At 54.5% G+C, this 26300-nt stretch carries 25 protein-coding genes and 1 other annotated feature; of the genes, 14 read left to right on the forward strand and 11 right to left on the reverse strand.

Translation table 11 applies throughout. From position 1 onward, the window contains the following. Positions 1–122: 122 nt before the first annotated feature. Positions 123–218: a sequence feature (Trp leader region), on the forward strand. A 19-nt stretch (positions 219–237) separates the two neighbouring features. Genes BWI95_RS17455 through trpA form a run of 5 tightly spaced genes read left to right on the forward strand, consistent with a single transcriptional unit; the run spans position 238 to position 6769 of the window. Next, positions 238–1800 carry an anthranilate synthase component 1 gene (locus BWI95_RS17455; protein WP_076769926.1) on the forward strand — a complete coding sequence of 521 codons (1563 nt, stop codon included), beginning with the start codon at positions 238–240 and terminating at the stop codon, positions 1798–1800. Continuing rightward, entirely contained in the window at positions 1800–3395 is a 1596-nt protein-coding gene (gene trpD / locus BWI95_RS17460; RefSeq protein ID WP_054803450.1) for a bifunctional anthranilate synthase glutamate amidotransferase component TrpG/anthranilate phosphoribosyltransferase TrpD, read from the forward strand. The genes BWI95_RS17455 and trpD overlap by 1 nt, the downstream gene beginning before the upstream one ends. A gap of 3 nt (positions 3396–3398) precedes the next feature. Beyond that, positions 3399–4757: a bifunctional indole-3-glycerol-phosphate synthase TrpC/phosphoribosylanthranilate isomerase TrpF gene (gene trpCF, locus BWI95_RS17465; protein ID WP_076769927.1), complete on the forward strand. Its 1359-nt coding sequence runs from the start codon at positions 3399–3401 to the stop codon at positions 4755–4757. A gap of 9 nt (positions 4758–4766) precedes the next feature. Next, positions 4767–5960 carry a tryptophan synthase subunit beta gene (trpB, locus tag BWI95_RS17470; RefSeq protein ID WP_023478707.1) on the forward strand — a complete coding sequence of 398 codons (1194 nt, stop codon included), beginning with the start codon at positions 4767–4769 and terminating at the stop codon, positions 5958–5960. Next, positions 5960–6769, forward strand: a complete 810-nt coding sequence (gene trpA / locus BWI95_RS17475; protein ID WP_054803451.1) for a tryptophan synthase subunit alpha — start codon at positions 5960–5962, stop codon at positions 6767–6769. The genes trpB and trpA overlap by 1 nt, the downstream gene beginning before the upstream one ends. 51 nt (positions 6770–6820) lie before the next feature. Here trpA and ompW read toward each other — a convergent pair whose 3' ends face one another. After that, positions 6821–7456: an outer membrane protein OmpW gene (gene ompW / locus BWI95_RS17480; protein WP_023478900.1), complete on the reverse strand. Its 636-nt coding sequence runs from the start codon at positions 7454–7456 to the stop codon at positions 6821–6823. Positions 7457–7734: 278 nt separating this feature from the next. Between ompW and BWI95_RS17485 the strand changes: the two genes are divergently transcribed. From BWI95_RS17485 to yciA, 4 genes are all read left to right on the forward strand, one after another. Next, the gene (locus BWI95_RS17485) at positions 7735–8139 is read left to right on the forward strand and encodes a YkgJ family cysteine cluster protein (RefSeq protein ID WP_054803452.1); all 405 of its coding nucleotides are present in this window, start codon (positions 7735–7737) and stop codon (positions 8137–8139) included. 24 nt (positions 8140–8163) lie between these two features. Next, complete coding sequence (locus tag BWI95_RS17490) at positions 8164–8907, forward strand: YciC family protein (protein WP_076769928.1); 744 nt, start codon at positions 8164–8166, stop codon at positions 8905–8907. A gap of 46 nt (positions 8908–8953) precedes the next feature. Further along, positions 8954–9496: a septation protein A gene (locus BWI95_RS17495; RefSeq protein WP_023478762.1), complete on the forward strand. Its 543-nt coding sequence runs from the start codon at positions 8954–8956 to the stop codon at positions 9494–9496. Between the two features lie 99 nt (positions 9497–9595). After that, the gene (gene yciA, locus BWI95_RS17500; protein ID WP_076769929.1) at positions 9596–9997 is read left to right on the forward strand and encodes an acyl-CoA thioester hydrolase YciA; all 402 of its coding nucleotides are present in this window, start codon (positions 9596–9598) and stop codon (positions 9995–9997) included. 28 nt (positions 9998–10025) lie between these two features. Here yciA and tonB read toward each other — a convergent pair whose 3' ends face one another. Further along, a complete protein-coding gene (gene tonB, locus BWI95_RS17505) occupies positions 10026–10757 on the reverse strand; it encodes a TonB system transport protein TonB (RefSeq protein ID WP_167552481.1) in 732 nt (243 codons plus the stop codon). A gap of 220 nt (positions 10758–10977) precedes the next feature. Between tonB and BWI95_RS17510 the strand changes: the two genes are divergently transcribed. Beyond that, a complete protein-coding gene (locus tag BWI95_RS17510) occupies positions 10978–11274 on the forward strand; it encodes a YciI family protein (protein WP_054803453.1) in 297 nt (98 codons plus the stop codon). 39 nt (positions 11275–11313) lie between these two features. On the opposite strand, the gene BWI95_RS17515 is transcribed toward BWI95_RS17510, so the two are convergent. Together BWI95_RS17515 and BWI95_RS23385 are read right to left on the reverse strand one after the other, a co-directional pair. Beyond that, positions 11314–11934, reverse strand: coding sequence for a LysE family translocator (locus tag BWI95_RS17515; RefSeq protein ID WP_076769931.1), 621 nt, complete (start codon positions 11932–11934; stop codon positions 11314–11316). Between the two features lie 62 nt (positions 11935–11996). Continuing rightward, a complete protein-coding gene (locus BWI95_RS23385) occupies positions 11997–12170 on the reverse strand; it encodes a YciY family protein (protein ID WP_023478828.1) in 174 nt (57 codons plus the stop codon). A gap of 140 nt (positions 12171–12310) precedes the next feature. Between BWI95_RS23385 and cls the strand changes: the two genes are divergently transcribed. Together cls and BWI95_RS17530 are read left to right on the forward strand one after the other, a co-directional pair. After that, positions 12311–13771 carry a cardiolipin synthase gene (gene cls / locus BWI95_RS17525; RefSeq protein WP_023478590.1) on the forward strand — a complete coding sequence of 487 codons (1461 nt, stop codon included), beginning with the start codon at positions 12311–12313 and terminating at the stop codon, positions 13769–13771. Positions 13772–13802: 31 nt separating this feature from the next. Then, a complete protein-coding gene (locus tag BWI95_RS17530; RefSeq protein WP_042713297.1) occupies positions 13803–14132 on the forward strand; it encodes an HI1450 family dsDNA-mimic protein in 330 nt (109 codons plus the stop codon). A 53-nt stretch (positions 14133–14185) separates the two neighbouring features. Here the strand turns inward: BWI95_RS17530 and oppF are convergent, their stop codons facing one another. From oppF to BWI95_RS17560, 6 genes are all read right to left on the reverse strand, one after another. Then, complete coding sequence (oppF, locus tag BWI95_RS17535) at positions 14186–15190, reverse strand: murein tripeptide/oligopeptide ABC transporter ATP-binding protein OppF (protein WP_023478603.1); 1005 nt, start codon at positions 15188–15190, stop codon at positions 14186–14188. After that, positions 15187–16200 (reverse strand): ABC transporter ATP-binding protein, encoded by a 1014-nt coding sequence (oppD, locus tag BWI95_RS17540; protein ID WP_023478897.1) that lies wholly within the window; start codon positions 16198–16200, stop codon positions 15187–15189. The genes oppF and oppD overlap by 4 nt, the downstream gene beginning before the upstream one ends. A gap of 11 nt (positions 16201–16211) precedes the next feature. Continuing rightward, complete coding sequence (gene oppC, locus BWI95_RS17545) at positions 16212–17120, reverse strand: oligopeptide ABC transporter permease OppC (protein ID WP_023478831.1); 909 nt, start codon at positions 17118–17120, stop codon at positions 16212–16214. A 14-nt stretch (positions 17121–17134) separates the two neighbouring features. Further along, positions 17135–18055, reverse strand: coding sequence for an oligopeptide ABC transporter permease OppB (oppB, locus tag BWI95_RS17550; RefSeq protein WP_054803454.1), 921 nt, complete (start codon positions 18053–18055; stop codon positions 17135–17137). 135 nt (positions 18056–18190) lie between these two features. Beyond that, the gene (oppA, locus tag BWI95_RS17555) at positions 18191–19822 is read right to left on the reverse strand and encodes an oligopeptide ABC transporter substrate-binding protein OppA (protein ID WP_076769933.1); all 1632 of its coding nucleotides are present in this window, start codon (positions 19820–19822) and stop codon (positions 18191–18193) included. 818 nt (positions 19823–20640) lie between these two features. After that, positions 20641–21288 carry a YchE family NAAT transporter gene (locus tag BWI95_RS17560; protein WP_054803455.1) on the reverse strand — a complete coding sequence of 216 codons (648 nt, stop codon included), beginning with the start codon at positions 21286–21288 and terminating at the stop codon, positions 20641–20643. A gap of 478 nt (positions 21289–21766) precedes the next feature. Here BWI95_RS17560 and adhE point away from each other — a divergent pair, with 478 nt between their 5' ends. After that, on the forward strand, positions 21767–24448 hold the full coding sequence (gene adhE / locus BWI95_RS17565) for a bifunctional acetaldehyde-CoA/alcohol dehydrogenase (RefSeq protein ID WP_076769934.1): 2682 nt from the start codon (positions 21767–21769) through the stop codon (positions 24446–24448). A 90-nt stretch (positions 24449–24538) separates the two neighbouring features. Here adhE and tdk read toward each other — a convergent pair whose 3' ends face one another. Then, positions 24539–25153, reverse strand: coding sequence for a thymidine kinase (tdk, locus tag BWI95_RS17570; protein ID WP_076769935.1), 615 nt, complete (start codon positions 25151–25153; stop codon positions 24539–24541). A gap of 545 nt (positions 25154–25698) precedes the next feature. On the opposite strand from tdk, the gene hns reads away from it, so the two are divergent. Beyond that, complete coding sequence (gene hns / locus BWI95_RS17575) at positions 25699–26109, forward strand: histone-like nucleoid-structuring protein H-NS (RefSeq protein ID WP_023478663.1); 411 nt, start codon at positions 25699–25701, stop codon at positions 26107–26109. Positions 26110–26300: the final 191 nt, after the last annotated feature.

The following is a 26300-nucleotide window of genomic DNA, read 5'->3' on the forward strand; positions in this document are numbered from 1 at the left end:
TATCATAACGGGTAGCACACATTTTCTGAATTCATGGTTGACTTTCTTTTCATGAACCAGTTAACTAGTACGCAAGTTCACTCGACAACGGTATCGCAAAAATGAATGCACATCTCTTTAACAATCGCTGGTGGCGCACTCCCTGTTAAGGGCTTTGTGATCACGTGCGCATTCAGCATACCGATACCAGGCCCGCTTTTTTCAGCGGGCTTTTTTTTGAACAAATTAATGAGAGCGATGCAGATGCAAAAACCAGCACTCGACCTTCTGACCACCCAGGCGCGTTACCATAACAACCCGACGGCGCTGTTCCACCAGCTGTGCGATGCCCGTCCTGCAACACTGCTGCTTGAATCTGCCGACATCGACAGCAAAGACGATCTTAAAAGCCTGCTGCTGGTAGACAGCGCGCTGCGCATTACCGCATTAGGTGACACTGTCACCTTAACCGCACTGACCGCTAACGGTGCCGCGCTGCTGACACTGCTTGATACGGTGCTGCCTTCAGGCGTCGAAAACCGCGTGCTGGAAAATGGCCGTGAACTGCGCTTCCCGGCGGTCAGTCAGTTGCTTGATGAAGATGCCCGTCTCTGCTCGCTCTCGGTGTTTGATGCGTTTCGTCTGCTGCAGGGGCTGGTTGAACTGCCAGCTGATGAGCGGGAAGCGATGTTTTTCGGTGGCCTGTTTGCCTATGACCTGGTCGCGGGTTTTGAAGATCTGCCGGAGCTGAAGCACGACCGCAATTGCCCGGACTACTGCTTCTATCTCGCTGAAACCTTACTGGTGATCGACCACCAGAAAAAAGAGACGCGTATTCAGGCGAGCCTTTTTACCCCGTCTGCGAGTGAAAAAGATCGCCTGCTGCAACGCGTCGAGACGCTGCGCCAGCAGCTGGATGCGCCGGTCACGCCGCTGCCGGTAGAAACCGTTGAACATATGCAGTGCGACTGTAACCAGAGCGATGACGCGTACGGTGATGTGGTGCGCAAAATGCAAAAAGCGATTCGCGCCGGTGAAATTTTCCAGGTTGTACCGTCGCGCCGCTTCACCTTGCCCTGCCCATCGCCGCTCGCCGCGTATGAAGTGCTGAAAAAGAGCAACCCCAGCCCCTACATGTTCTTTATGCAGGATGCGGATTTCACGCTGTTCGGCGCCTCGCCGGAGAGCTCGCTGAAGTATGACGCCAGCAACCGCCAGATTGAGATCTACCCGATTGCCGGGACGCGCCCACGCGGTCGTCGCGCCGATGGTTCACTGGATCGCGATCTCGACAGCCGCATTGAGCTTGAAATGCGTACCGACCACAAAGAGCTCTCAGAACACTTGATGCTGGTTGACCTGGCACGTAACGACCTGGCACGTATCTGTACACCGGGCAGCCGTTACGTGGCGGATCTGACGAAAGTCGACCGTTACTCCTATGTGATGCACCTGGTCTCCCGCGTGGTGGGCGAGCTGCGTCACGATCTCGATGTGCTGCACGCCTATCGCGCCTGCATGAATATGGGCACCCTCAGCGGCGCGCCGAAAGTACGCGCTATGCAGCTGATTGCCGAAGCCGAAGGCACGCGCCGCGGCAGCTACGGCGGTGCGGTGGGTTACTTCACCGCCCACGGCGATCTCGATACCTGCATCGTCATCCGCTCCGCGTGGGTTGAGGATGGTATCGCCACCGTTCAGGCCGGCGCAGGCGTGGTGCTGGATTCCGTTCCGCAGTCTGAAGCCGATGAAACCCGTAACAAAGCGCGCGCGGTTCTGCGCGCAATCGCCACCGCCCACCACGCACAGGAGATTTTCTGATGGCTGACATTCTGCTGCTCGATAATATCGACTCCTTTACTTACAACCTGGCGGATCAGCTGCGCGCAAGCGGACACAATGTGGTGATTTACCGTAACCATGTTCCGGCCCAAACCTTAATTGACCGCCTGGCGACCATGCAAAACCCGGTGCTGATGCTCTCACCTGGCCCGGGCGCCCCTTCTGAAGCGGGCTGCATGCCGGAGCTGCTGACGCGTATGCGCGGCAAGCTGCCGATTATCGGCATCTGCCTCGGTCACCAGGCGATTGTTGAAGCTTATGGCGGATATGTCGGCCAGGCCGGTGAGATCCTGCATGGTAAAGCCTCCAGCATTGAACATGATGGCCAGGCGATGTTCGCGGGCCTCAGCAACCCGCTGCCGGTTGCCCGCTACCACTCGCTGGTTGGCAGTAATATTCCGGCCGGGCTCACCATCAATGCCCATTTTGATGGCATGGTGATGGCGGTGCGTCATGACGCCGATCGCGTTTGCGGCTTCCAGTTCCACCCGGAATCGATTCTCACCACCCAGGGCGCACGCCTGCTGGAGCAGACGCTGGCATGGGCGTTGCAGAAGCTGGAGCAAGCAAACACGCTGCAGCCGATCCTGGAGAAGCTCTATCAGGCCGAAACGCTGAGCCAGCAGGAGAGCCACCAGCTCTTCTCCGCAGTGGTGCGCGGTGAGCTGAAGCCGGAGCAACTGGCTGCGGCGCTGGTCAGTATGAAGATCCGCGGCGAGCAGCCGCAGGAGATTGCCGGCGCGGCGACTGCCCTGCTGGAAAATGCCGCGCCCTTCCCGCGCCCGGAATATGCTTTTGCCGATATCGTTGGCACTGGCGGCGATGGCAGCAACAGCATCAATATCTCGACCGCCAGCGCCTTTGTCGCCGCCGCCTGCGGCCTGAAGGTGGCAAAGCACGGCAACCGCAGCGTCTCAAGCCGCTCTGGTTCGTCGGATCTGCTGGCGGCGTTTGGCATCAATCTGGATATGAATGCGGATAAATCTCGCACGGCGCTTGATGATCTCGGCGTCTGCTTCCTCTTCGCGCCGAAGTACCACACCGGGTTTCGCCACGCGATGCCGGTTCGCCAGCAGTTAAAGACCCGTACGCTGTTTAACGTACTGGGGCCACTGATCAACCCGGCGCACCCGCCGCTGGCGCTGATTGGCGTTTACAGCGCCGAACTGGTGCTGCCGATTGCCGAAACCCTGCGCGTGCTCGGTTATCAGCGTGCGGCGGTGGTACACAGCGGCGGAATGGATGAGGTTTCGCTGCATGCGCCGACGGTGGTTGCCGAACTGCACGAGGGGGAAATCAGGAGCTATCAGCTAACGGCGGCTGACTTCGGCCTGACGCCATACCACCAGCAGGCGCTGGCGGGCGGCACGCCGGAAGAAAACCGTGACATTCTGACCCGCTTATTACAAGGTAAAGGCGAGCCTGCTCACGAGGCTGCCGTCGCCGCCAACGTCGCCATGTTGATGCGGCTGCACGGCAAAGAAGATCTGAAGGCTAACGCGCAACAGGTACTGGACGTCCTGCACAGCGGGGCCGCTTACGACAAAGTCACCGCACTTGCGGCAAGAGGGTAAACAATGCAGACCGTTTTAGCGAAAATCGTCGCCGACAAAGCTGTATGGGTTGCGGCGCGCAAGGAGCAACAACCGCTGGCCTCTTTTCAGAACGAGGTGCAGCCGAGCACACGCCACTTCTATGATGCACTGCGTGGAACACATACCGTGTTTATCCTCGAGTGCAAAAAAGCGTCGCCCTCGAAAGGGGTGATCCGCGCAGATTTCGACCCGGCGCGCATTGCGGATATCTATCAGCATCACGCCTCGGCAATCTCGGTGCTGACCGATGAGAAATATTTCCAGGGCAGCTTCGACTTCCTGCGTATCGTCAGCGAAATCGCGCCGCAGCCGGTGCTGTGCAAAGACTTTATTATCGATGCCTACCAGATTTACCTGGCGCGCTACTACCATGCCGACGCCTGCCTGTTAATGCTCTCGGTACTGGATGATGAGCAGTACCGCACGCTTTCCGCCGTGGCGCACAGCCTCAATATGGGCGTGCTGACAGAAGTGAGTAATGAAGAGGAACTGGAGCGCGCAATCGCGCTGGGCGCCAAAGTTGTCGGCATTAATAACCGCGATCTGCGCGATCTCTCTATCGATCTTAACCGCACCCGTGAACTGGCCCCGCGTCTTGGCGCAGGCGTCACGGTAATCAGCGAGTCCGGCATCAACACCTATGCGCAGGTGCGTGAACTGAGCCACTTTGCCAACGGTTTCCTGATTGGCTCCGCGCTGATGTCTCACGACGATCTGGATGCAGCGGTAAAACGCGTCCTGCTGGGTGAAAACAAAGTGTGCGGCTTAACCCGCGCTGAAGATGCGCAGGCAGCATATGACGCCGGAGCGCTTTATGGCGGGCTGATTTTTGTTGCCGCCTCGCCGCGGGCGGTGAGCGTTGAGCAGGCAGAAAAAGTGATGCAGGGCGCGCCCCTGAGTTATGTTGGCGTGTTCCGTAATGCTCCAGTCGACGAAGTTGTGGCGACCGCAGCTAAACTTAAGCTGAGTGCCGTTCAGTTGCATGGCGATGAAGATCAGGCCTACATCTCCTCCCTGCGCACACAGCTTGGCGAGCAGACGCAAATCTGGAAAGCCCTGAGCGTCACCACCACACTGCCGCCGCGCAACCTTGAGCACGTCGATAAATATGTGCTGGATAACGGCCAGGGCGGCACGGGCAAAAGTTTTGACTGGTCACTGCTGACCGGCGAAACGCTCGACAATGTGCTGCTGGCGGGCGGCCTGGGCGCGGATAACTGTGTACAGGCAGCGAAAGCTGGCTGTGCCGGATTAGATTTCAATTCTGGCGTAGAGTCGGAGCCGGGTATTAAAGACGCCAGCAAACTGGCCTCGGTGTTCCGTACGCTGCGTGCATATTAAGGAAGCAAGATGACGACACTACTGAACCCCTACTTTGGCGAATTTGGCGGTATGTATGTTCCGCAAATTCTGATGCCCGCGCTGCGCCAGCTGGAAGAAGCGTTTGTCAGCGCGCAGAGCGATGCAGCGTTCCAGCAGCAGTTTAATGACCTGCTGAAAAACTACGCCGGTCGCCCGACGGCGCTGACAAAATGTCAGAACCTGACCGCCGGCACCCGCACCACCCTTTATCTTAAGCGTGAAGATCTGCTCCACGGCGGCGCGCACAAAACTAACCAGGTGCTCGGCCAGGCGCTGCTCGCCAAACGGATGGGCAAAACCGAGATTATCGCCGAAACCGGCGCGGGACAGCATGGCGTGGCCTCTGCACTTGCCAGCGCCCTGCTTGGACTGAAGTGCCGCATCTATATGGGCGCAAAAGATGTTGAGCGCCAGTCGCCGAACGTCTTCCGTATGCGACTGATGGGCGCGGAAGTGATCCCGGTACACAGCGGTTCAGCCACCCTGAAAGATGCCTGCAACGAAGCGCTGCGCGACTGGTCCGGCAGCTACGAAACCGCGCACTATATGCTCGGCACCGCAGCTGGCCCGCACCCCTTCCCGACCATTGTACGCGAGTTCCAGCGCATGATCGGCGAAGAGACCAAAGCGCAGATCCTTGAAAGAGAGGGACGTCTGCCGGATGCGGTGATCGCCTGTGTTGGCGGCGGCTCTAACGCCATCGGGATGTTTGCCGATTTTATCGAAGAGAGCGCCGTCGGCCTGATTGGCGTGGAACCAGCGGGTCACGGCATTGAGTCTGGCGAACATGGCGCACCGCTGAAACATGGCCGCGTCGGCATCTACTTCGGCATGAAATCGCCGATGATGCAGACCGAAGACGGGCAGATTGAGGAGTCCTACTCCATCTCCGCCGGGCTTGATTTCCCGTCAGTAGGGCCGCAGCACGCTCATCTCAACAGCACCGGTCGCGCTGAATATGTCTCGATTACCGATGATGAAGCGCTGGAGGCGTTTAAAACGCTCTGCCGCCATGAAGGGATTATCCCGGCGCTGGAGTCCTCCCATGCGCTGGCGCACGCGCTGAAGATGATGCGCGAGAACCCTGAGAAGGAGCAGTTGCTGGTGGTTAACCTCTCCGGGCGCGGCGACAAAGATATCTTCACCGTCCATGACATTCTGAAAGCGCGAGGCGAAATCTGATGGAACGCTATGACAACCTCTTCAACCAGCTCAACGCGCGCCGGGAAGGTGCCTTTGTCCCGTTTGTCACCCTTGGCGATCCGGAACCTGGCCTGTCGCTGCAAATTATCGATGCGCTGATCGAAGGCGGCGCGGATGCGCTGGAGCTGGGCATCCCCTTCTCCGATCCGCTGGCAGATGGCCCGACCATTCAGAGTGCCACGCTGCGCGCCTTCGCCGCGGGCGTTACGGTTGGTCACTGTTTTGAAATGCTGGCGGCGATCCGCCAGAAGCATCCGACCATTCCGATTGGCCTGTTGATGTATGCCAACCTGGTCTTTAGCCGCGGCGTTGATGAGTTTTACGCCCAGTGTGCCAGCGTTGGTGTCGATTCGGTGCTGGTCGCCGACGTGCCGATTGAGGAGTCTGCCCCGTTCCGCCAGGCGGCGATGCGCCATAATATCGCGCCTATCTTTATCTGCCCGCCGAATGCCGATGATGATCTGCTGCGCCAGATTGCCTCTTACGGTCGCGGGTACACCTACCTGCTGTCGCGCGCTGGCGTGACCGGTGCGGAGAACCGCGCGGCGCTGCCGCTGCATCATCTGGTGGAGAAACTGACGGAGTATCATGCTGCGCCTGCGCTGCAGGGCTTTGGCATCTCCGCACCGGATCAGGTGGCTTCCGCAATTGAAGCCGGTGCCGCAGGGGCAATTTCCGGATCGGCGATTGTGAAGATTATCGAGAGCAACCTGGATAACCCGACCACAATGCTGGCCGAGCTGAAAGGGTTTGTGCAACGCCTGAAAGCCGCCACGCTGGCGAGCTAAGGGCGTAAAAAACGGAAACGGGTCTGCAAAGGCCTGTTTCCGTTATTACCATCAGAAGCGGTAACCAGCAGAGAACATAAACACCCACGGATCGAGACGGGTATGCACACTCTGCTGTACGCCGTTGTGTTTGAAGCGCACATCGGTATCGATATCCATCCACCACACCGACATGTTGATCAGCCAGTCGCGGTTAATCAGATAATCCACGCCCGCCTGTCCCGCTACGCCCCACGAATCCTTCAGACTCAAATCAGAGAGCCCTGCGGCTTTGCCGGTGGCGTTAAATTTCTCATCGAAAAAGGTGGTGTAGTTGATACCGGCGCCAAGGTAGGGGCGCACTTTGCTCTGGGCATCAAAGAAGTACCACTGCGCCATCAGTGAAGGCGGCAGATGGCTTACGGTAGCCAGGTCGCCGGTCGGTGCGGTGCCAACGTGGTGGCGAAACGGCGTTGCGGCCAGCAGTTCAATACCGACGTTGTCGGTCGCCATCCATGTCATGGTCAGGCCAAGCTGCGTATTGTTATCGACGTTAAAACTGCCAAGCGCGCCCAAAACGTTATCTGAACCTTCCGTTGGACGGACGGTGGCCGAACCGGCCCGGATGAAAAACTCGCCTGCGTCGTGCGCGTATGCTACCCCGGAAAGGGTGCTCAGGATCAGTGCTGCCACGGCTAACTTCTTCATATCCACTCCATGTTTGAGGTTTTATCGCCGCGCACTATACCTGGTATGAGGTAGGATGTGATCCAATCCTGATCACACTTAACCCTGTAATTTAACATTCGTTGATCTGGGTTAATTTTTGCGTTTCGTTACACTCCTTAACTTTTGTTGTTGCATCAATTTTTGCCTTATGAAGGCAAAAAATATTCTTTTCGCCCCCCTCTTGTGCGCCCGTTTGAGCAGCGATAATTTATCTGCCTGACTTTTCCTGTTGATGCGTCGTTAAGTGCAGGTGCGCTATGAGTGATCTCAACCCGTGCATGTCGTGCGGAGCCTGTTGTGCGTATTTTCGTGTCTCTTTCTACTGGGCTGAAGCGGATGATGCCGGCGGCCCGGTTCCGGTTCAGTTAACTGAACCCCTCACCCCATTTTTGCGCTGTATGAGCGGAACCAATCAAAAACAGAGCCGCTGTGTGGCGCTGGTCGGTACGCCGGGGGAAAACGCCTCCTGCAGCATTTATGCGCAACGCCCTTCCCCGTGCCGTGAATTTCAGATGTCAGGCGAAGCGGGCCAGGTAAATGAAGCCTGCGATCGGGCGCGGGCGCGCTACGGTTTAGCGCCCCTTTACAAAGATATGCTTTTCCATACAAGCCGTGATGCTGCCACTGAGGGGCTATTCGGGGTACAATCGCCCGTCAATTAATATCGCCATACTCAAGGAGAGTGCATGTCTATCACGGCGAAATCCGTTTACCGTGACACGGGGGATTTTCTTCGTTACCAGTTCATTACAATCTTACTGATTGTGCTGTCGTGTACCGTTATCACCGCAGTCATCGGGCACGTCCTTTCACCCAGTGAAGAGCAGTTCTCCAGCGTAATGGATGCTGACAACCTGGCGGAAACAAATAATCCATTCGAGCTGGTGCAGAGTATGACGCTGGAACAGCAAAAAATGCTGTTACACACCTCGGCTGCGGCAACGATTGCCGGATTGACGGGGTATGCGCTGCTGATAGGCGCGCTGGTTGTGCTGATGCAAAGGGTTACAGCCCGGCAGCCTGTCAGCGCGTTAAGTGCAATGGGAGCCAGCGTGCCGACGGCACCGAAGCTCTTTTTACTGCTTCTGCTGGCCATTTTTATCGTGCAACTCGGCATGCTGTTCCTTTACGTTCCGGGCATATTTCTGGCTATTTTCCTCGCCCTTGCACCGATTCTGCTGGTGCAGGAAAAAATGGGCGTCTTTGCCTCGATGCGTAGCAGTATGCGCTTTAGCCGGGCAAATATGCGTTTCGTCGCTCCGCCGGTAGTAGCCTGGCTGCTGACGAAATTTCTGATGCTGAGATATGGTCACCATCTCATCGCGTTTTCGCCGGAAGGTGGCGCGATAATTGCCAATGCACTGAGTAATCTCTTCTCGGCAGTGCTACTGATTTACCTTTTCCGCCTCTATATGCTGATGCGCAAATAATTATCCCGGTCCCCCCTCCGGGTGACCCTTTTGATGGAATCGTAGAATGAAGCAGTTTCTTGATTTTCTGCCGCTGGCGCTCTTTTTTGTGGTCTACAAGATGTACGACATTTTCACCGCCACCAAGGTGCTGATTGTCGCCTCGGCCATCGTGCTGATCTACTGCTGGATCCGCTATCGCAAGGTAGAAAAAGTTGCGCTGATTACCTTTGTGCTGGTCGCCGTGTTTGGCGGGCTGACAATTAAATTCCATGACGTGGAATTTATTAAGTGGAAAGTGACGGTGATCTACGGTCTGTTTGCCACAGCGCTGCTCTTCAGCCAGTGGGTGATGAAGAAGACGCTTATCCAGCGCATGCTGGGCAAAGAGCTGACGCTGCCCGACGCCGTCTGGTCGAAGCTCAATATCGCCTGGGCGCTCTTCTTTATCGTCTGCGGGCTGGCGAATATCTATATCGCGTTCTGGCTGCCGTTTGACGTGTGGGTCAATTTCAAGGTCTTTGGCCTGACGATCCTCACCCTGCTGTTCACCGTGCTGAGCGGCGTCTATATCTACCGGCACATGCCGGCGCAGGATGAGAAATCCTGATGCTGAAAGCCAGGCGCAATGCCTGGCTTTTTTCTTTCCGAACCTCCCATATTCGTAGTAGCATCCCGCCGGAAATCCCTCATCACAGAAGAGATAACAATGACAACGCCTTCAACTGCGCCTCAGGGCGAACTTGTACTACGCACACTCGCAATGCCCGCCGATACCAACGCTAACGGCGATATTTTTGGCGGCTGGTTAATGTCGCAAATGGATATGGGCGGCGCCATTCAGGCAAAAGAGATCGCCCACGGGCGCGTGGTGACAGTGCGGGTAGACGGCATGACCTTCCTGCGCCCGGTCGCGGTTGGCGATGTGGTCTGCTGCTACGCCCGCTGCGTCAAACGCGGCAATACTTCCATTACGATCAACGTCGAAGTGTGGGTGAAAAAAGTGATGTCTGAACCGATTGGTCAGCGCTATAAAGCCACCGAAGCGCTGTTTATCTATGTCGCGGTGGACAATGAAGGCAAACCGCGTCCGCTGCCCGCGCAGCCATAAAAAAAGCCTCCGCAAGGAGGCTTTTCTTTTATTCCATCGAGGTGCTGCCATCGAGGCGGAAGACGACGTTGACGATCAGCCCCGAGCCGGGCTTACCGGCCTCATAGCGCCATTTGCGCATTGCGGCCTTCACTTCGCGCTCAAACATATTCGCCGGTTGCGCCGAGAGGATCTGCACGTTCTCAACACGTCCATCCGCCGTGACGTCAAATTTCACTCTCACACGTCCTTCAATGCGCAGCGCCTGCGCACGCGGTGGATATTGCGGCTGGTTGCGGCTTAATGCGCGCGGGCCTGCCGGGACCGACGGTGCCGGTTTTGTCGCGGTCGAGGTCGTGGTGCTTGCCGCCGGACGCGACGGAGCACTGTTCTCAAACGGATTCGCCTGCTGCGGCTCAACCGGCTTACTTTCGCGCTTCGGCTGCTCCACTTTTTTCACCGGCTTGGGTTTAGGCTTCGGTTTGGGTTTGGGCTTTGGCTTCTCAATCACCACCGGCGCCTCTTTAGGCGGCTCGGGGATCGGCTCTGGCTCGACGACCGGTTCGGGTTCAGGCTCAACAACCGGCTGCGGCGGTGCCGGGGCGGGAGCAGGCTCCAGCTCCGCAGGCGAGACCATAGTGACAGAGATAGGCTGCGCGGGTGCGGGCAGTTCAACAACCTGATGTACCGAGGTATAAAGCAGACCCGCCACAACAGCACCGTGAATGGCGACGGAGAGCAGCGTCGGCCAGGGAAAGCGGCGAGGTAAATCCAGGGTCATTGAAGTCATAATCATGTCAGTTAAAAAACCAGGGCTCGATTTTAAATGCAAATAGCAATCATATTCAACAAGCCAGCCTGGTGCAGATCAAATTTATCACTGAAGCGGGTAAAAAAGCCCCGTTAATTGGCAGGGTTGCCTGCCCGTTGCAATCTTAGCATTGCAGTCACTGCACCTTTCACTTACGTTATGCCTTTCTGAAAAGACAGGAGCTTGCTCTGTGCTATACGTTATTTTTGCTGAAGATATTGCCGATTCTCTGGAAAAACGCCTCTCCGTACGTCCGGCCCACCTTGCACGTCTGCAACTGCTGCGTGATGAAGGCCGTCTGTTAACCGCAGGCCCACTGCCGGCAGTCGACAGTAACGATCCTGGTGTTGCCGGGTTTAGCGGCTCAACGGTGATTGCTGAGTTTGAATCGCTGGAAGCGGCGAAATCCTGGGCGGAAGCCGATCCCTACGTGGCGGCGGGCGTCTATCAGAGTGTCACGGTCAAACCCTATAAAAAAGTTTTCTAAGTCAGTCCGGGGCAATGCAGGTCATTGCCCCGCATGGCTTCAGCGCTTGCTTAGCGCTAACCGGGTAGCAAAAAGCAGGAATACGATACCCGTGCAGCGATCCATCCAGCGGATCACACGCGGCTTGCGCAGGAAGGTTGCCAGTGGCCGGGTCGCCGAAATCAGTGCCGTTGACCAGCATGTGCCAATCAGTACATGAATCATCACCAGGCCAAATGTCCAGGCAATAAGCGGTTGCCCGTGAGGGATAAACTGCGGCAGAAACGAAACGTAAAAAATCCCTACCTTCGGATTAAGTACATTGCCAAGTATCCCTTTGATAAACCAGTTCTGCGAAGGGTTCTCAACGCTATTGATACCGGTCAATGCCCCGCGCGGACGCAGCAACATAGTTAACCCCAACCAGCATAAGTACGCGGCACCGCAATATTTGAGGACGTTGTACGCCAGTTCTGAAACGGCAATTAGCGCCCCAAGTCCGAATGCCACCATTGCACCCCAGATCAGGCAGCCGGCATTAATCCCCATCTGCGCCTGAAAAGCCTGTTTACGCCCTTCTACCGAGGCTGTGCGCAAGATCAGCGCGGTATCAAGACCCGGCGTGAGCGTTAGGAGCGTAGCGGCAAAGGTAAACGCCATAAGGCTGTCGATTACTGACATCATCTCTCTCCTGAAACTAAGGGGCTAAAAACGACCGCGGGCACCTTTTCGGTGCCCGGGATTCAGATATCGTAGATGGCAAACAGCAACACATTACGATGGCGATTAACGCCGCATTTCCTGATGCTGTGGATTCGCATATTACGGCGGGACTGCGCTTCCAGCCAGCGCGCTTTCCGGCGGCCAACCTGACGCAGCATACGCCAGCGCCCCACTTCCGTTCGACTACGCTTCATTGTTACAACTCTATACAAAATAGAAGCCGCCATTATAGTCTGTCGCCTCTTTCAGGCCAGCGCTTTTCGGCGTTTTTATTTGCCAGATGAATTCGTATGCGTAAACTCAACCAATACAGATTGTAAAAGGATTTTTGTCGATGTCCGCGTTTTACACCGTAATGAGTTGGCTCATTGTTGTTGGTTACTGGTTGCTTATTGCTGGTGTTACGCTGCGTATTCTGATGAAGCGCCGGGCGGTCACGTCGGCCATGGCGTGGCTGCTTGTCATCTATATCCTGCCGCTGGTGGGCATTATCGCTTACCTTTCGCTTGGCGAGCTGCATCTCGGTAAACGGCGCGCCGAGCGTGCGCGGGCAATGTGGCCCTCAACCGCTAAATGGCTCAGCGATCTTAAACACTTCAACCATATCTTCGCCACCGAGAACAGCAGCGTTGCCTCCTCGCTGTTTAAGCTGTGCGAGCGCCGCCAGGGTATCGCCGGGGTCAAAGGTAATCAGCTGCAACTGCTGACCTCCTCAGATGACGTGATGCAGGCGCTGATCCGCGATATCCAGCTCGCCCGCCACAATATCGAGATGGTTTTCTATATCTGGCAGCCCGGCGGTATGGCCGACCAGGTGGCAGAGTCGCTGATGGCGGCAGCGCGCCGCGGCGTGCACTGCCGTCTGCTGCTGGACTCGGCAGGCAGCGTCACCTTCTTTCGTAGCCCGTGGGCGGGAATGATGCGCAATGCGGGCATTGATGTCGTTGAAGCGCTGAAGGTCAACCTGATGCGTGTCTTCCTGCGCCGCATGGACTTGCGCCAGCACCGGAAAATCGTACTGATCGATAACTATATTGCCTATACCGGCAGCATGAACATGGTCGATCCGCGTTACTTTAAACAGGACTCCGGCGTCGGTCAGTGGGTCGACCTGATGGCGCGCATGGAGGGCCCTATCGCCACGGCTATGGGCATCGTCTACTCCTGCGACTGGGAGATTGAGACCGGCAAGCGCATTCTCCCGCCGCCGCCCGATGCCAATATCATGCCGTTTGAAGAGGCCAGCGGGCACACTATTCACACCATTGCATCGGGGCCTGGCTTCCCGGAGGATTTGATCCACCAGGCGCTGTTGACGGCGGTATATGCGTCGCGTGAATATTTGATCATGACCACCCCCTACTTTGTCCCGAGCGACGATCTGCTGCATGCGATTTGTACCGCAGCGCAGCGCGGGGTGGATGTGAGCATTATTCTGCCGCGCAAAAATGATTCCGTGCTGGTCGGCTGGGCCAGCCGCGCATTCTTTACCGAGCTGCTGGCCGCCGGGGTGAAGATCTACCAGTTTGAAGGCGGATTGCTGCATACCAAGAGCGTGCTGGTCGACGGCGAGCTGAGCCTGGTCGGCACGGTGAACCTTGATATGCGCAGCCTGTGGCTCAACTTTGAGATTACGCTGGTGATTGACGACGCGGGATTTGGCGGCGATCTGGCGGCGGTGCAGGATGATTACATCTCCCGCTCGCGCTTGCTGGATGCGCGCTTGTGGGTAAAACGGCCCTTCTGGCACCGCATTGCTGAACGACTGTTTTACTTCTTTAGTCCGTTGCTGTAAAACGTGCCCAACAGACGTGATGAGGTAACTTATGGAAATGGACCTGAATAACCGCCTGACGGAAGATGAAACGCTTGAGCAAGCGTATGACATCTTCCTGGAACTGGCGGCGGACAACCTGGATCCGGCGGACATCATTCTTTTCAACCTGCAGTTTGAAGAGCGTGGCGGTGCAGAACTGTTCGATCCCGGCGAGGACTGGCAGGAGCATGTGGATTACGATTTAAATCCGGATTTCTTTGCTGAGGTAGTGATTGGCCTGGCGGAGACGGATGGCGGTGAGCTGAATGATGTCTTTGCGCGCGTGCTGCTGTGCCGCGAGAAAGACCATAAGCTGTGCCATATTCTCTGGCGCGAATAAGCGCTGAAAAGAAAAAGGGCTGACAAGTTGTCAGCCCTTTTTTTATGCCTAGCTTAAAGCGGGTCGACCTTCAGGCAGGAGACCGCGTGGCGGAAGCTGCCCTCCAGCACCGGACGGGTTTTCGCACACTCCGGCCCGGCAATCGGGCAACGGGTGCGGAAGACGCAGCCCGATGGCGGGTTGATCGGCGATGGCAGATCCCCCTCCAGCAGCTGGATAGTTTTGTTCTTCTCGACATCCGGATCGGGCACCGGCACCGCTGACATCAGCGCTTTGGTGTAAGGGTGCAGCGGATTCTGGTACACCTCATCATAGGTGCCCAGTTCTACCGCATGGCCCAGGTACATCACCAGCACGCGGTCGGAGATGTGCTTAACCACCGCCAGATCGTGGGCAATAAAGATCAGCGACAGCCCCATTTCACGCTGTAACTGCTGCAGCAGGTTGACCACCTGCGCCTGAATTGACACGTCGAGCGCGGAGACTGGCTCATCGCAGATAATCAGTTTCGGCTCAAGGATCAGCGCGCGTGCGATGCCGATACGCTGGCATTGACCGCCGGAGAACTCATGGGGATAGCGGTTGATCAGGTTAGGCAGCAGGCCGACCTTCATCATCATCGCTTTGACGCGGTCTTTCACTTCCTGACGCGGCATCTTCGGATGGTAGGTGCGTAGCGGCTCGGCGATGATTTCACCGATGGTCATACGCGGGTTCAGCGAGGCCAGCGGATCCTGGAAAATCATCTGGATATCGCTGCGTACGGCGCGCCACTCATCCGGTTTCATGCCCAGCAGATCGCGCCCCAGCCAGGCCACTTTCCCGTCGGTCGCTTTCACCAGGCCAATAATCGCGCGCGCGAAGGTTGATTTGCCGCAGCCGGATTCACCGACCACGCCAAGGGTTTCGCCTTCATAGAGGCGCAGCGTTACGCCATCGACCGCTTTCAGGGTTTTCGGCGGCTGCCAGAACCACTGTCTGCCATCTTTAATATCGAAATGCACCTTCAGATCGGCGATTTCGAGCAGCACTTTTCTCTCTTCGGTTACGGCGTTCATACTAACTCCTCCACCGGCTTAAAGCAGGCGCGCAGACGGCCCGGCGCAAACTCTTCCAGCGGCGGCGCGTTATGACAGATCTCCATCGCGTGCGGACAGCGCGGCTGGAACGGGCAGCCTTTCGGCAGACGCAGCAGGTTTGGCGGGTTGCCCGGAATGGTCAGCATCGCTTCGCCATCGGCATCCAGACGTGGCACCGCATGCAGCAGGCCGATAGAGTACGGGTGCGACGGCTGATAGAAGACATCGCGCGCTTTGCCATACTCCATGGTTCGACCGGCATACATCACCAGCACTTTATCGCAGATGCCCGCCACTACGCCGAGGTCATGAGTGATCATGATAATCGCGGTGTTGAATTCGCGCTTCAGCTCATTGAGCAGCGTCATAATCTGCGCCTGTACGGTAACGTCTAGCGCGGTGGTCGGTTCGTCGGCAATCAGCAGCTTTGGCCTGCACATCAGCGCCATGGCGATCATTACGCGCTGACGCATCCCGCCGGAGAACTCATGCGGGTACATGCGCATGCGCTTACGCGCTTCCGGCATTTTGACCGCGTCGAGCATTTTTACCGACTCCTCAAACGCTTCGGCTTTGTTCATGCCTTTGTGCAGCATCAACACTTCCATCAGCTGTTCGCCAACGCGCATGTACGGGTTCAGCGAGGTCATCGGATCCTGGAAAATCATCGAGATCTGCTCGGCGCGCAGTTTGTTCAGCGCATGTTCCGGCAGATTCAGGATCTCTTTGCCGTTGAACAGCGCCGAGCCACCAATACGCCCGTTGGAAGCCAGCAGCCCCATCAGCGCAAATGCGGTCTGGGATTTACCGGAGCCCGATTCGCCCACGATGCCCAGCGTCTCGCCTGCACGCAGGGAGAAGTTCAGGTCGTTGACCGCGGTGACATCGCCATCCGGCGTGCCAAAGGTCACACGGAGATCTTTCACATCCAGCAGGAGGTCCGTTTGCTGCCGCGTCGTTGACGCTACTACGGTTTCAGTCATGCTCATAACGGCACTCCTTAACGATCTTTCGGGTCGAGGGCATCACGCAGGCCATCGCCGATAAAGTTGAAACAGAACAGGGTGATCACAAGGAAACCCGCCGGGAAGAGCAGCAACCATGGAGAAACCTCCATTGAGTTTGCGCCATCGCTTAACAGCGCGCCCCAGCTGCTGAGCGGCTCCTGCGTACCGAGGCCGAGGAAGCTCAGGAAGGATTCGAACAGGATCATGCTCGGCACCAGCAGCGAGGCATACACCACCACCACGCCCAGCACGTTCGGCACGATATGGCGCATTACGATATTGGCGGTAGAGACCCCGCCCACCTGCGCCGCTTCGATAAACTCTTTACGCTTCAGGCTCAGGGTCTGGCCGCGCACAATACGCGCCATATCCAGCCAGGAGACCATGCCGATAGCCACAAAGATCAGCAGGATGTTCTGCCCGAAAAAGGTGACCAGCAGGATAACGAAGAACATAAACGGGAAGGAGTTGAGGATCTCCAGCAGACGCATCATCACCGAGTCGGTTTTGCCGCCCAGGTAGCCAGAGAGCGAACCGTAGAGCGTACCGAGAACCACCGCCACCAGCGCCGCGGCGATGCCGACCATCAGCGAGATACGCCCGCCGATAGCAACGCGCACCAGCAGATCGCGCCCGGAGGAGTCGGTGCCGAAATAGTGCCCTGACTCCATATCCGGCGCGTTAGACATCATCGCCCAGTCGGTATCAAAGTAGCTGAACTGCGACAGCATTGGTGCCAGCGTCACGAACAGCGCAATCAGCACCAGTACAAACAGGCTGGCGACCGCTGCGCGGTTGTGCATAAAGCGACGACGCGCGTCCTGCCAAAGACTACGCCCTTCGACTTCGAGTTTCTCACTGAAGTTTTCCAGCGCCTCGCTGTTTTTCTTACTTAACATCATGGCGAACTCCAGTCTCAATAACGAATTTTCGGATCGATGATGGCGTAGAGCACATCAACAATCGCGTTGAAGGTGATGGTCAGCGCGCCGACCAGAATCGTCAGGCTCAGCACCAGCGAGTAGTCGCGGTTAAGCGCGCCGTTCACGAACAGCTGGCCGATACCCGGCAAGCCATAAATCGTTTCGATAACCATGGAGCCAGTAATGATGCCGACAAAAGCCGGGCCCATATAGGAGAGCACGGGCAGCAGCGCCGGTTTCAGCGCGTGACGGAAGATGATCCGGCGCATCGGCAGCCCTTTCGCGCGCGCGGTGCGGATGAAATTGGAGTGCAGCACTTCAATCATTGAACCACGGGTGATACGCGCGATGCTGGCGATATAGGCGAGCGAGAGCGCGACCATCGGCAGGATCATAAATTTAGGTGCCCCGCCATTCCAGCCGCCGGCCGGTAACCACTGCAGCACAATGGCAAATATCATCACTAACAGAGGAGCTACAACGAAGCTGGGTATCACTACCCCGGTCATGGCTAACCCCATTACCGTGTAGTCCCATTTGGTGTTCTGGTTCAAGGCGGCAATAACGCCTGCCGTCACGCCGAACACAATCGCGAGGATAAACGCCGCGGCGCCCAATTTGGCGGAAACCGGGAAGCTCGCCGCCACCAGGTCATTCACGGTGTAATCTTTGTATTTAAACGACGGACCAAAATCCAGATGCGCCAGCTGTTTCAGGTAGCTGAAATACTGGGTGGTGATGGGATCGTTTAAATGGTATTTCGCCTCGATATTGGCCATTACTTCCGGCGCAAGCGCACGTTCACCGGTAAAAGGACTTCCCGGCGCAAGACGCATCATAAAGAACGAAATCGTAATCAGAATAAAGAGTGTTGGAATCGCTTCAAGAAAGCGACGCAGGATAAATTTCAACATTGCCCGTACCTTCTGGCCTGTGCCTTTTACACATTCTCTTTCAGACGACCCAGGTGCCGTCTGCGACCGATGTGTGTTCTGGTGCGATAAAAATAAGACACTGTGAGGCAGGTTGCCCTGCCCCACTCATTGCCATTAATGCTTGATAATATACAAGTTTTTCACGTAGATATTATCTAACGGGTCTTTACCGGTGTAGCCACCCACCCACGGTTTCACCAGACGGGCGTTCACGTAGTAGTAGACCGGAACGATGGCGGAGTCTTTATCAAGCTGCTGTTCAGCTTTGGAGTAAAGCTCAGCGCGCTGCGCTTCGTCGGTCACTTTCAGCGTGTCGCCGATCAGCTTGTCAAACGCCGGGCTCTTATAGTGCGCGGTGTTGTTCGAGCTGTCTGAAAGCATGGTGTTCAGGAAGGAGGTCGGCTCATTGTAATCCGCGCACCAGCCGGCACGTGCAACATCAAAGGTGCCCTGATGACGTGTGTCGAGGAAGGTTTTCCACTCCTGGTTCTCCAGCTTGACGTTGGCACCGAGGTTTTTCTTCCAGATAGAGGCAACGGCAATCGCCAGTTTTTTGTGCAGATCGGAGGTGTTATACAGCAGGCTGAAGCTCAGCGGTTTGTCGGCTGTGTAACCCGCTTCGGCGAGCAGTTTTTTCGCTTCGGCGTTACGCTGCTCCTGGGTCATTTTGAACCAGGCCGGTTCGGTCAGTTTTGCACCATCGGTATACGGCGGGGTGTAGCTGTAAGCAGGCAGGTCGCCCTGGTTTTTCACTTTATTAACGATGATATCGCGATCCAGCGCCAGTTTAAGGGCGGTACGCACGCGAACGTCAGTGAATGGCGCTTTCTGGTTGTTGATCTCGTAGTAATAAGTACAGAGGTACGGATCGACGTGAACTTCTTTCGGGATCTCTTTTTTCAATTTCTGGAACAGTTCAATCGGCATGTTGTTATAGGTCATGTCGATTTCGCCGCTGCGGTAGCGGTTAACGTCCGTCACTTCTGCCGAGATTGGCAGGTAGGTCACCTGGGTAATAACGGTTTTGTCGTTGTCCCAGTAATTGGTGTTGCGCTCAAGAACGATACGTTCGTTGACCACCCAATCTTTCAGCTTATAAGCGCCGTTGGTAACGATATTTGCAGGCTGGGTCCACTTATCGCCAAATTTTTCAATCGCGGCTTTTGGCACAGCGGAAACGGACGGGTGAACCAGCAGTTTATAGAAATAGGGAACCGGCTCGCTCAGCGTGACTTCGAAGGTATTATCATCGATCGCTTTTACGCCCAATTCGCTGGTCGGTTTTTTACCGGCGATAACATCATCGATATTGGCGATATGGCCATATTGCAGATAGCTGGCGTACGGAGAAGCCGTTTTAGGATCTGCCAGGCGCTGCCAGCTATAGACGAAGTCATGGGCGGTAACCGGGGTGCCGTCTGACCATTTTGCGTTTTTACGCAGATGGAATGTCCAGACTTTAAAATCTTTGTTTTCCCATTTTTCAGCAACACCGGCAGTCGGGTGGCCTTCAACATCGGAAATAAGCAGACCTTCAAACAGGTCACGGCTAACGTTTGATTCCGGAACGCCCTCGATTTTATGCGGATCGAGAGATTGCACTTCAGCACCGTTATTGCGCACCAGCGTCTGTTTTTCCGCCAGTTGAACGCCAGCCGGTACGTCGGCCGCGAAGGCGGCGTTACCGGAAATTAGCGCTGCTAAAATACCCGCTGCAACTACGCTTTTCTTTGTGATGATGGACATTGTGTTGTGACTCCAATCATTATAATTACCGACATTTATGCCAGCTGTATCATCCCCTGTTCGGGGGCCTGAATAGCGCAGGAGCTTTTGGCGCTTTCAGACATCTTTTTTTTACTTCTGCTATCACCGACTTTTTTATTACGGATCGCTCGAACGGCAATCTCGCGTCGATTCATTAACGCGCCTCCCCTGTCGAGACGCGTTGTATTCATGGTATTTATTTTCTAATTGAAAACGATTCTCAACAAATCGCTTTACGCTGTAAATTATGAGGCTGATAAAGACATTCGCCGGAAAATAACAAATGCCCGAGACCGCCGCCAATACATTTTGCAAATTTGTTAACCATTTCTCTTTTACGGCGTAGCGACAGCCGCAGCGAGATGACGACTGCGTCTCCCTGTTGGTTTTTTCTTATGAATTATCAATCAGATAAAGAAGTATCACCGCCTTGTGATACTTGTTGGCTGCCTTCACAGAGATTTGCACAAAAAATCAACAATTGACTACTTTTTAGCACATTACTCTGCGAGGAGATTGAAAGTACTAATATCATTTCGATAATGACTCGGCAAGCCCAATAGTATGATGTGAGAGAAATAACAGAGTTAATTGCTCAAAATGCAGACATTAATGATTCATGAAACTTATAATTCTATGATAGAAAACAGCTTTTCTGATTATTGTAATTTGTTATGCCTGCCGCCCTTCTGCTGATTCTTCATATCTTTTGCTAATTATGCGAGCAGGCTCACATTCGAAAGCGCGATGTTCTCGCGCCCCGAAAAAAATAAAACCTATATAAATGAAAGAATGAATCAATTCAGCAGGCCGGGGAAAAGCGACTTCGCGCCAGCAACAATAAACTCAATACCTAACGCCATCAGCAACAGCCCCATAATACGCGTGATGACGTTAATGCCGGTTTGCCTGAGCAGGCGCACCAGCCAGGGCGCAATGCGGAACAGCCCCCATGAGCAGAGAGCAAATAGCGCAATCGCCAGTGAGAAGCCAATCAGGTGTGCAAGAGTGTGATAACGCGTCCCCCAAACGATGGTGGAGCTGATGGCACCCGGCCCTGCCATCAAGGGCAATGCAAGCGGCACCACGCCCACGCTTTCACGGATAGCGGTTTCTGATTTCTCCTGCTTGTTCTGTTTATCCTCCCCCAGCTTGCCGCTGATCATCGACATTGCAATGGTAACGACCAGAATACCGCCAGCTATACGGAAAGAGTCAATTGAGATACCAAACAGCTGCAGGATGGTGTCGCCCAGAAAGAGTGACGTCCAGAGAATGATAGCGACCGAAACATTCGCCGTAAGGTTAGTTTTATTACGGGCATCGGCCATTTGATAACTGGTCATACTGATAAAAACCGGGATGATGCCAACCGGGTTCACCAGCGCAAAAAGACCGACGAAAAATTTAAAATAGAGAGGAAAATCAAACCCAAAGTGATCCACAGCAAGCTCCGCGTTATCGCCAGTACCTTAGAAACAATAGCGTGACAGGAAAATCCATGCAGAAGATACGCGATTTTTTTGTGGAGTCCACCAGTTCATTCGCTAATAACCCTGATAAAACAGTGTGTTATTGAGTTAAGGCAAATGTGAAAAATCCGAGCCTTCTTTAGCGGATAAACGTTAACAATTGATACAACTCGCCAATAATGGCCAAGCTGAAAGGTGTCAGCTTAGTGAAAACTTGATATGGATCACGCATTAATTACTCAGAAGTGGGTAATCTTGATGCCACGAATAGAGAGCAGAAATGTCAATAATTGCTCCCGGTTCGTTAAGGCTCTTTTAGTAAACCAGTGGTATTTATGCTGTGTAACTTATTGACTTACATAGCTTTACACAACCTGTTTCGGCGCTGTCTATACTGACAGTTTGCGCAGATGGTTTACTAAAAGAGTTTAAACATTATCAGGAGAGCATTATGGCTGTTACTAATGTCGCTGAACTGAACGCACTCGTTGAACGTGTGAAGAAAGCCCAGCGTGAATATGCCAACTTTACTCAAGAGCAAGTAGATAAAATCTTCCGCGCCGCCGCCCTGGCTGCCGCAGATGCTCGAATCCCCCTCGCGAAAATGGCCGTAGCTGAATCCGGCATGGGTATCGTCGAAGATAAAGTGATTAAAAACCACTTTGCTTCTGAGTATATCTACAACGCGTATAAAGATGAGAAAACCTGCGGCGTATTATCGGAAGATGATACCTTCGGCACGATCACTATCGCTGAGCCTATCGGCATTATCTGCGGTATCGTACCGACCACTAACCCCACCTCTACTGCAATCTTTAAATCACTGATTAGCCTGAAAACCCGTAACGCAATCATCTTCTCTCCGCACCCGCGTGCAAAAGATGCCACCAACAAAGCAGCGGATATCGTGCTGCAGGCGGCCATCGCGGCAGGTGCGCCGAAAGACCTTATCGGCTGGATTGATCAGCCTTCCGTCGAACTCTCAAATGCGTTAATGCATCACCCGGATATCAACCTGATCCTCGCGACCGGCGGTCCGGGCATGGTGAAAGCCGCTTACAGCTCCGGTAAACCGGCTATCGGCGTGGGTGCAGGTAACACCCCGGTTGTTATCGACGAAACCGCCGATATCAAACGCGCTGTCGCGTCAGTGCTGATGTCCAAAACCTTCGACAACGGCGTTATCTGTGCTTCTGAACAGTCTGTTGTGGTTGTTGACTCCGTGTATGACGCCGTGCGTGAGCGTTTCGCCAGCCACGGTGGCTATATGCTGCAGGGACAGGAGTTGAAAGCGGTTCAGGACATTATCCTGAAAAACGGCGCGCTCAACGCGGCTATCGTTGGCCAACCGGCGCACAAAATTGCTGAACTGGCGGGCTTTAGCGTACCGTCAAGCACCAAAATCCTTATCGGTGAAGTTACCGTGGTGGATGAGAGCGAACCGTTTGCACATGAAAAACTCTCTCCGACCCTGGCAATGTATCGCGCGAAAGATTTCGACGACGCGGTGGTGAAAGCGGAGAAACTGGTCGCCATGGGCGGTATCGGGCACACCTCCTGCCTCTACACCGACCAGGACAACCAGCCTGAGCGTGTGGCGCACTTCGGCCAGATGATGAAAACCGCGCGTATCCTTATCAACACCCCGGCTTCTCAGGGTGGTATCGGTGACCTCTACAACTTCAAACTTGCGCCTTCCCTGACTCTGGGTTGTGGTTCATGGGGTGGTAACTCCATCTCAGAAAACGTTGGTCCTAAGCACCTGATCAACAAGAAAACCGTTGCTAAGCGAGCTGAGAACATGTTGTGGCATAAACTTCCGAAATCAATCTACTTCCGCCGCGGCTCTCTGCCAATCGCGCTGGATGAAGTGATTACTGATGGTCACAAACGCGCGATGATCGTGACCGACCGTTTCCTCTTTAACAACGGCTATGCTGACCAGATCACCTCCGTGCTGAAAGCTGCGGGCGTGGAAACCGAAGTGTTCTTCGAGGTGGAAGCGGATCCAACGCTGACCGTGGTGCGTAAAGGCGCTGAGCTGGCGAACTCCTTTAAACCGGACGTGATTATCGCCCTCGGCGGCGGCTCCCCGATGGATGCTGCGAAAATCATGTGGGTGATGTACGAACATCCGGAAACCCACTTCGAAGAGCTGGCGCTGCGCTTTATGGATATCCGTAAACGTATCTACAAGTTCCCGAAAATGGGCGTCAAAGCGAAAATGATCGCCGTGACCACCACCTCCGGTACCGGTTCTGAAGTGACGCCGTTTGCGGTTGTTACCGATGATGCTACCGGCCAGAAATACCCGCTGGCGGATTACGCCCTCACCCCGGATATGGCGGTTGTTGACGCCAATCTGGTGATGGATATGCCGAAATCCCTCTGCGCCTTTGGTGGCCTGGATGCGGTAACCCACGCGCTTGAAGCGTACGTCTCGGTTCTGGCTTCTGAGTTCTCCGACGGTCAGGCGCTGCAGGCACTTAAACTGCTGAAAGAGAACCTGCCGGCTTCTTACAACGAAGGGTCGAAAAACCCGGTTGCCCGTGAGCGTGTCCACAGTGCCGCAACCATCGCTGGTATCGCGTTCGCTAACGCCTTCCTTGGTGTGTGTCACTCCATGGCGCACAAACTGGGCTCGCAGTTCCATATTCCGCACGGCCTGGCTAACGCCCTGTTGATCAGCAACGTTATCCGCTACAACGCGAATGACAACCCGACCAAACAGACCGCGTTCAGTCAGTATGACCGTCCGCAGGCGCGCCGCCGTTACGCAGAGATTGCCGATCACCTGGGTCTCTCTGCACCGGGCGACCGTACCGCTGCGAAAATTGAGAAACTGCTGGCCTGGCTGGAGAGCCTGAAAGCGGAACTGGGTATTCCGAAGTCGATTCGTGAAGCTGGCGTACAGGAAGCAGACTTCCTGGCTAACGTCGACAAACTCTCTGAAGATGCGTTTGACGACCAGTGCACCGGCGCCAACCCGCGTTACCCGCTGATCGCAGAGCTGAAGCAGATCCTGCTGGATACCTTCTACGGTCGCGAATATAAAGAGGGTGAAGCCGCTCCCACACCAAAAGTGGAAGCCGCACCGGTTAAAGCTGACAAAAAAGCGAAGAAACCCGCTTAATGGTATAGCGTCATAAAAAAACCCGCTTCGGCGGGTTTTTTATTTTCTGCTTACCAGAAGGTATTTACTCGGGTACCGACAGTGCAATCACTACCCTCTTACCCGCGCCTGTATTGTCGCAAGAGAGCCTTCTGACAGCGCTTCCTTGTAATGTTTACGGCAAACGGAGACGTAGCGTTCATTCCCGCCAATAACCACCTGCTCGCCTTTATTATCAGGACGCCCCTCGTGATCGAGTCGCAACACCATGCTTGCCTTGCGTCCGCAAAAACAGACGGTTTTAAGCTCAACTAATTTATCTGACCACGCCAGCAAATACTGGCTCCCGCCGAAGAGTTCACCGCGGAAATCGGTTCTCAGCCCATAACAGAGCACGGGAATATCAAGCTCATCCACCACTTCTGAAAGGGCGTATACCTGCTCTCGCGTTAAAAACTGGCATTCGTCCACCAGCACACAGTGCACGGCTTCTTGCTGGTGTTGAGCTTTAATGTCGTCAAACAGCGAGGTGTGCTGATTAAACAGACGTGCGGGCGAGGATAAACCAATCCGGGAACTGACTTTCCCTGCACCAAAGCGGTTATCAATTTCTGCGGTATAAACTACCGTTCTCATGCCTCGCTCTTGATAATTGTACGAGGACTGTAGTAATGCCGTCGATTTCCCTGCATTCATTGCTGAATAGTAGAAATAAAGCTGTGCCATTGCGCGCAAAACCCTAATCAAAGTGTGATGATCCTGCGGCGAATTGTATCATGTTTTAACGGCCGGACCTGAGCAACCATTGCAGCTTAGGTTAATCCTGTAGACAGATTTACGCATAAATGCGCACTTTCCGATCGCAGCGGTTGTAGCTGCAAAAGAAACAGCCATAACAAATTCAGGAAGTTAGCATACTGTTCTTATGCGATGATTCTCATCATATCATTCAGAAATTATTAATATTTTACTAAAGTAACCGCATTTAAGCGGGTAATAAACGCGGTTGTTATTTATCCATTATGGCTATTTCTCCCAAAGGAATAATCAAAAAATATCGCTTCACCTTTGCATATGACCGAACCTGCATTGCACGCTTATACCTGTTTGGCAGTGTGGTTGTTGATTAAAAATTTAAGATAACGGTATTTAGAAAAACTTAAATAAAGGGCCATTTTGAATTCCTTACATTCGCGGCTATTGCACTGCTGAATTTAACGCTCTATTATTAGCCCAACAAACCACCCCAATATAAGTTTGAGATTACTACAATGAGCGAAGCCCTTAAAATTCTGAACAACATCCGTACTCTGCGCGCACAGGCAAGAGAATGCACGCTGGAAACACTGGAAGAGATGCTGGAAAAATTAGAAGTTGTGGTTAATGAGCGTCGTGAAGAAGAGAACGCTGCCGCAGCTGAAGTTGAAGAGCGTACCCGTAAACTGCAGCAGTATCGTGAAATGTTAATTGCTGATGGTATTGACCCGAATGAATTGCTGAACAGCATGGCTGCGGCTAAAACGGGTACCAAAGCAAAACGCGCTGCGCGTCCGGCTAAATATAGCTACGTAGATGAAAATGGCGAAACGAAAACCTGGACCGGCCAGGGTCGTACTCCAGCAGTAATCAAAAAAGCTATCGATGAACAAGGTAAAAAGCTGGAAGATTTCCTGCTCGCGTAAGTGAGTAAACTCTTATCTGCTTTTAATATCCCGCCGCTGGCGGGATTTTTTTTATCCGTTCTACACAATTTCTTCACAAATAGCCCGGACAAACACGTCGTTTGTTTTCGTCATGGGCAGCGCTCAAAAACCCGCCACTTTCATTACCAGCATTATACGCTTTTTCTTATCCCCCTCTTCACAGCGGGCCG

It is taken from the genome of Kosakonia cowanii JCM 10956 = DSM 18146, from assembly GCF_001975225.1.
In the GTDB taxonomy this organism is placed as follows: Bacteria; Pseudomonadota; Gammaproteobacteria; order Enterobacterales; family Enterobacteriaceae; genus Kosakonia; species Kosakonia cowanii.

Bases quoted from the DNA above. Each gene is read 5' to 3' on its own strand.
- BWI95_RS17455 (WP_076769926.1), top strand. From the start codon at position 238: ATGCAGATGCAAAAACCAGCACTCGACCTTCTGACCACCCAGGCGCGT.
- trpD (WP_054803450.1), top strand. From the start codon at position 1,800: ATGGCTGACATTCTGCTGCTCGATAATATCGACTCCTTTACTTACAAC.
- trpCF (WP_076769927.1), top strand. From the start codon at position 3,399: ATGCAGACCGTTTTAGCGAAAATCGTCGCCGACAAAGCTGTATGGGTT.
- trpB (WP_023478707.1), top strand. From the start codon at position 4,767: ATGACGACACTACTGAACCCCTACTTTGGCGAATTTGGCGGTATGTAT.
- trpA (WP_054803451.1), top strand. From the start codon at position 5,960: ATGGAACGCTATGACAACCTCTTCAACCAGCTCAACGCGCGCCGGGAA.
- ompW (WP_023478900.1), bottom strand. From the start codon at position 7,456: ATGAAGAAGTTAGCCGTGGCAGCACTGATCCTGAGCACCCTTTCCGGG.
- BWI95_RS17485 (WP_054803452.1), top strand. From the start codon at position 7,735: ATGAGTGATCTCAACCCGTGCATGTCGTGCGGAGCCTGTTGTGCGTAT.
- BWI95_RS17490 (WP_076769928.1), top strand. From the start codon at position 8,164: ATGTCTATCACGGCGAAATCCGTTTACCGTGACACGGGGGATTTTCTT.
- BWI95_RS17495 (WP_023478762.1), top strand. From the start codon at position 8,954: ATGAAGCAGTTTCTTGATTTTCTGCCGCTGGCGCTCTTTTTTGTGGTC.
- yciA (WP_076769929.1), top strand. From the start codon at position 9,596: ATGACAACGCCTTCAACTGCGCCTCAGGGCGAACTTGTACTACGCACA.
- tonB (WP_167552481.1), bottom strand. From the start codon at position 10,757: ATGACCCTGGATTTACCTCGCCGCTTTCCCTGGCCGACGCTGCTCTCC.
- BWI95_RS17515 (WP_076769931.1), bottom strand. From the start codon at position 11,934: ATGTCAGTAATCGACAGCCTTATGGCGTTTACCTTTGCCGCTACGCTC.
- BWI95_RS23385 (WP_023478828.1), bottom strand. From the start codon at position 12,170: ATGAAGCGTAGTCGAACGGAAGTGGGGCGCTGGCGTATGCTGCGTCAG.
- cls (WP_023478590.1), top strand. From the start codon at position 12,311: ATGTCCGCGTTTTACACCGTAATGAGTTGGCTCATTGTTGTTGGTTAC.
- BWI95_RS17530 (WP_042713297.1), top strand. From the start codon at position 13,803: ATGGAAATGGACCTGAATAACCGCCTGACGGAAGATGAAACGCTTGAG.
- oppF (WP_023478603.1), bottom strand. From the start codon at position 15,190: ATGAACGCCGTAACCGAAGAGAGAAAAGTGCTGCTCGAAATCGCCGAT.
- oppD (WP_023478897.1), bottom strand. From the start codon at position 16,200: ATGAGCATGACTGAAACCGTAGTAGCGTCAACGACGCGGCAGCAAACG.
- oppC (WP_023478831.1), bottom strand. From the start codon at position 17,120: ATGATGTTAAGTAAGAAAAACAGCGAGGCGCTGGAAAACTTCAGTGAG.
- oppB (WP_054803454.1), bottom strand. From the start codon at position 18,055: ATGTTGAAATTTATCCTGCGTCGCTTTCTTGAAGCGATTCCAACACTC.
- oppA (WP_076769933.1), bottom strand. From the start codon at position 19,822: ATGTCCATCATCACAAAGAAAAGCGTAGTTGCAGCGGGTATTTTAGCA.
- adhE (WP_076769934.1), top strand. From the start codon at position 21,767: ATGGCTGTTACTAATGTCGCTGAACTGAACGCACTCGTTGAACGTGTG.
- tdk (WP_076769935.1), bottom strand. From the start codon at position 25,153: ATGGCACAGCTTTATTTCTACTATTCAGCAATGAATGCAGGGAAATCG.
- hns (WP_023478663.1), top strand. From the start codon at position 25,699: ATGAGCGAAGCCCTTAAAATTCTGAACAACATCCGTACTCTGCGCGCA.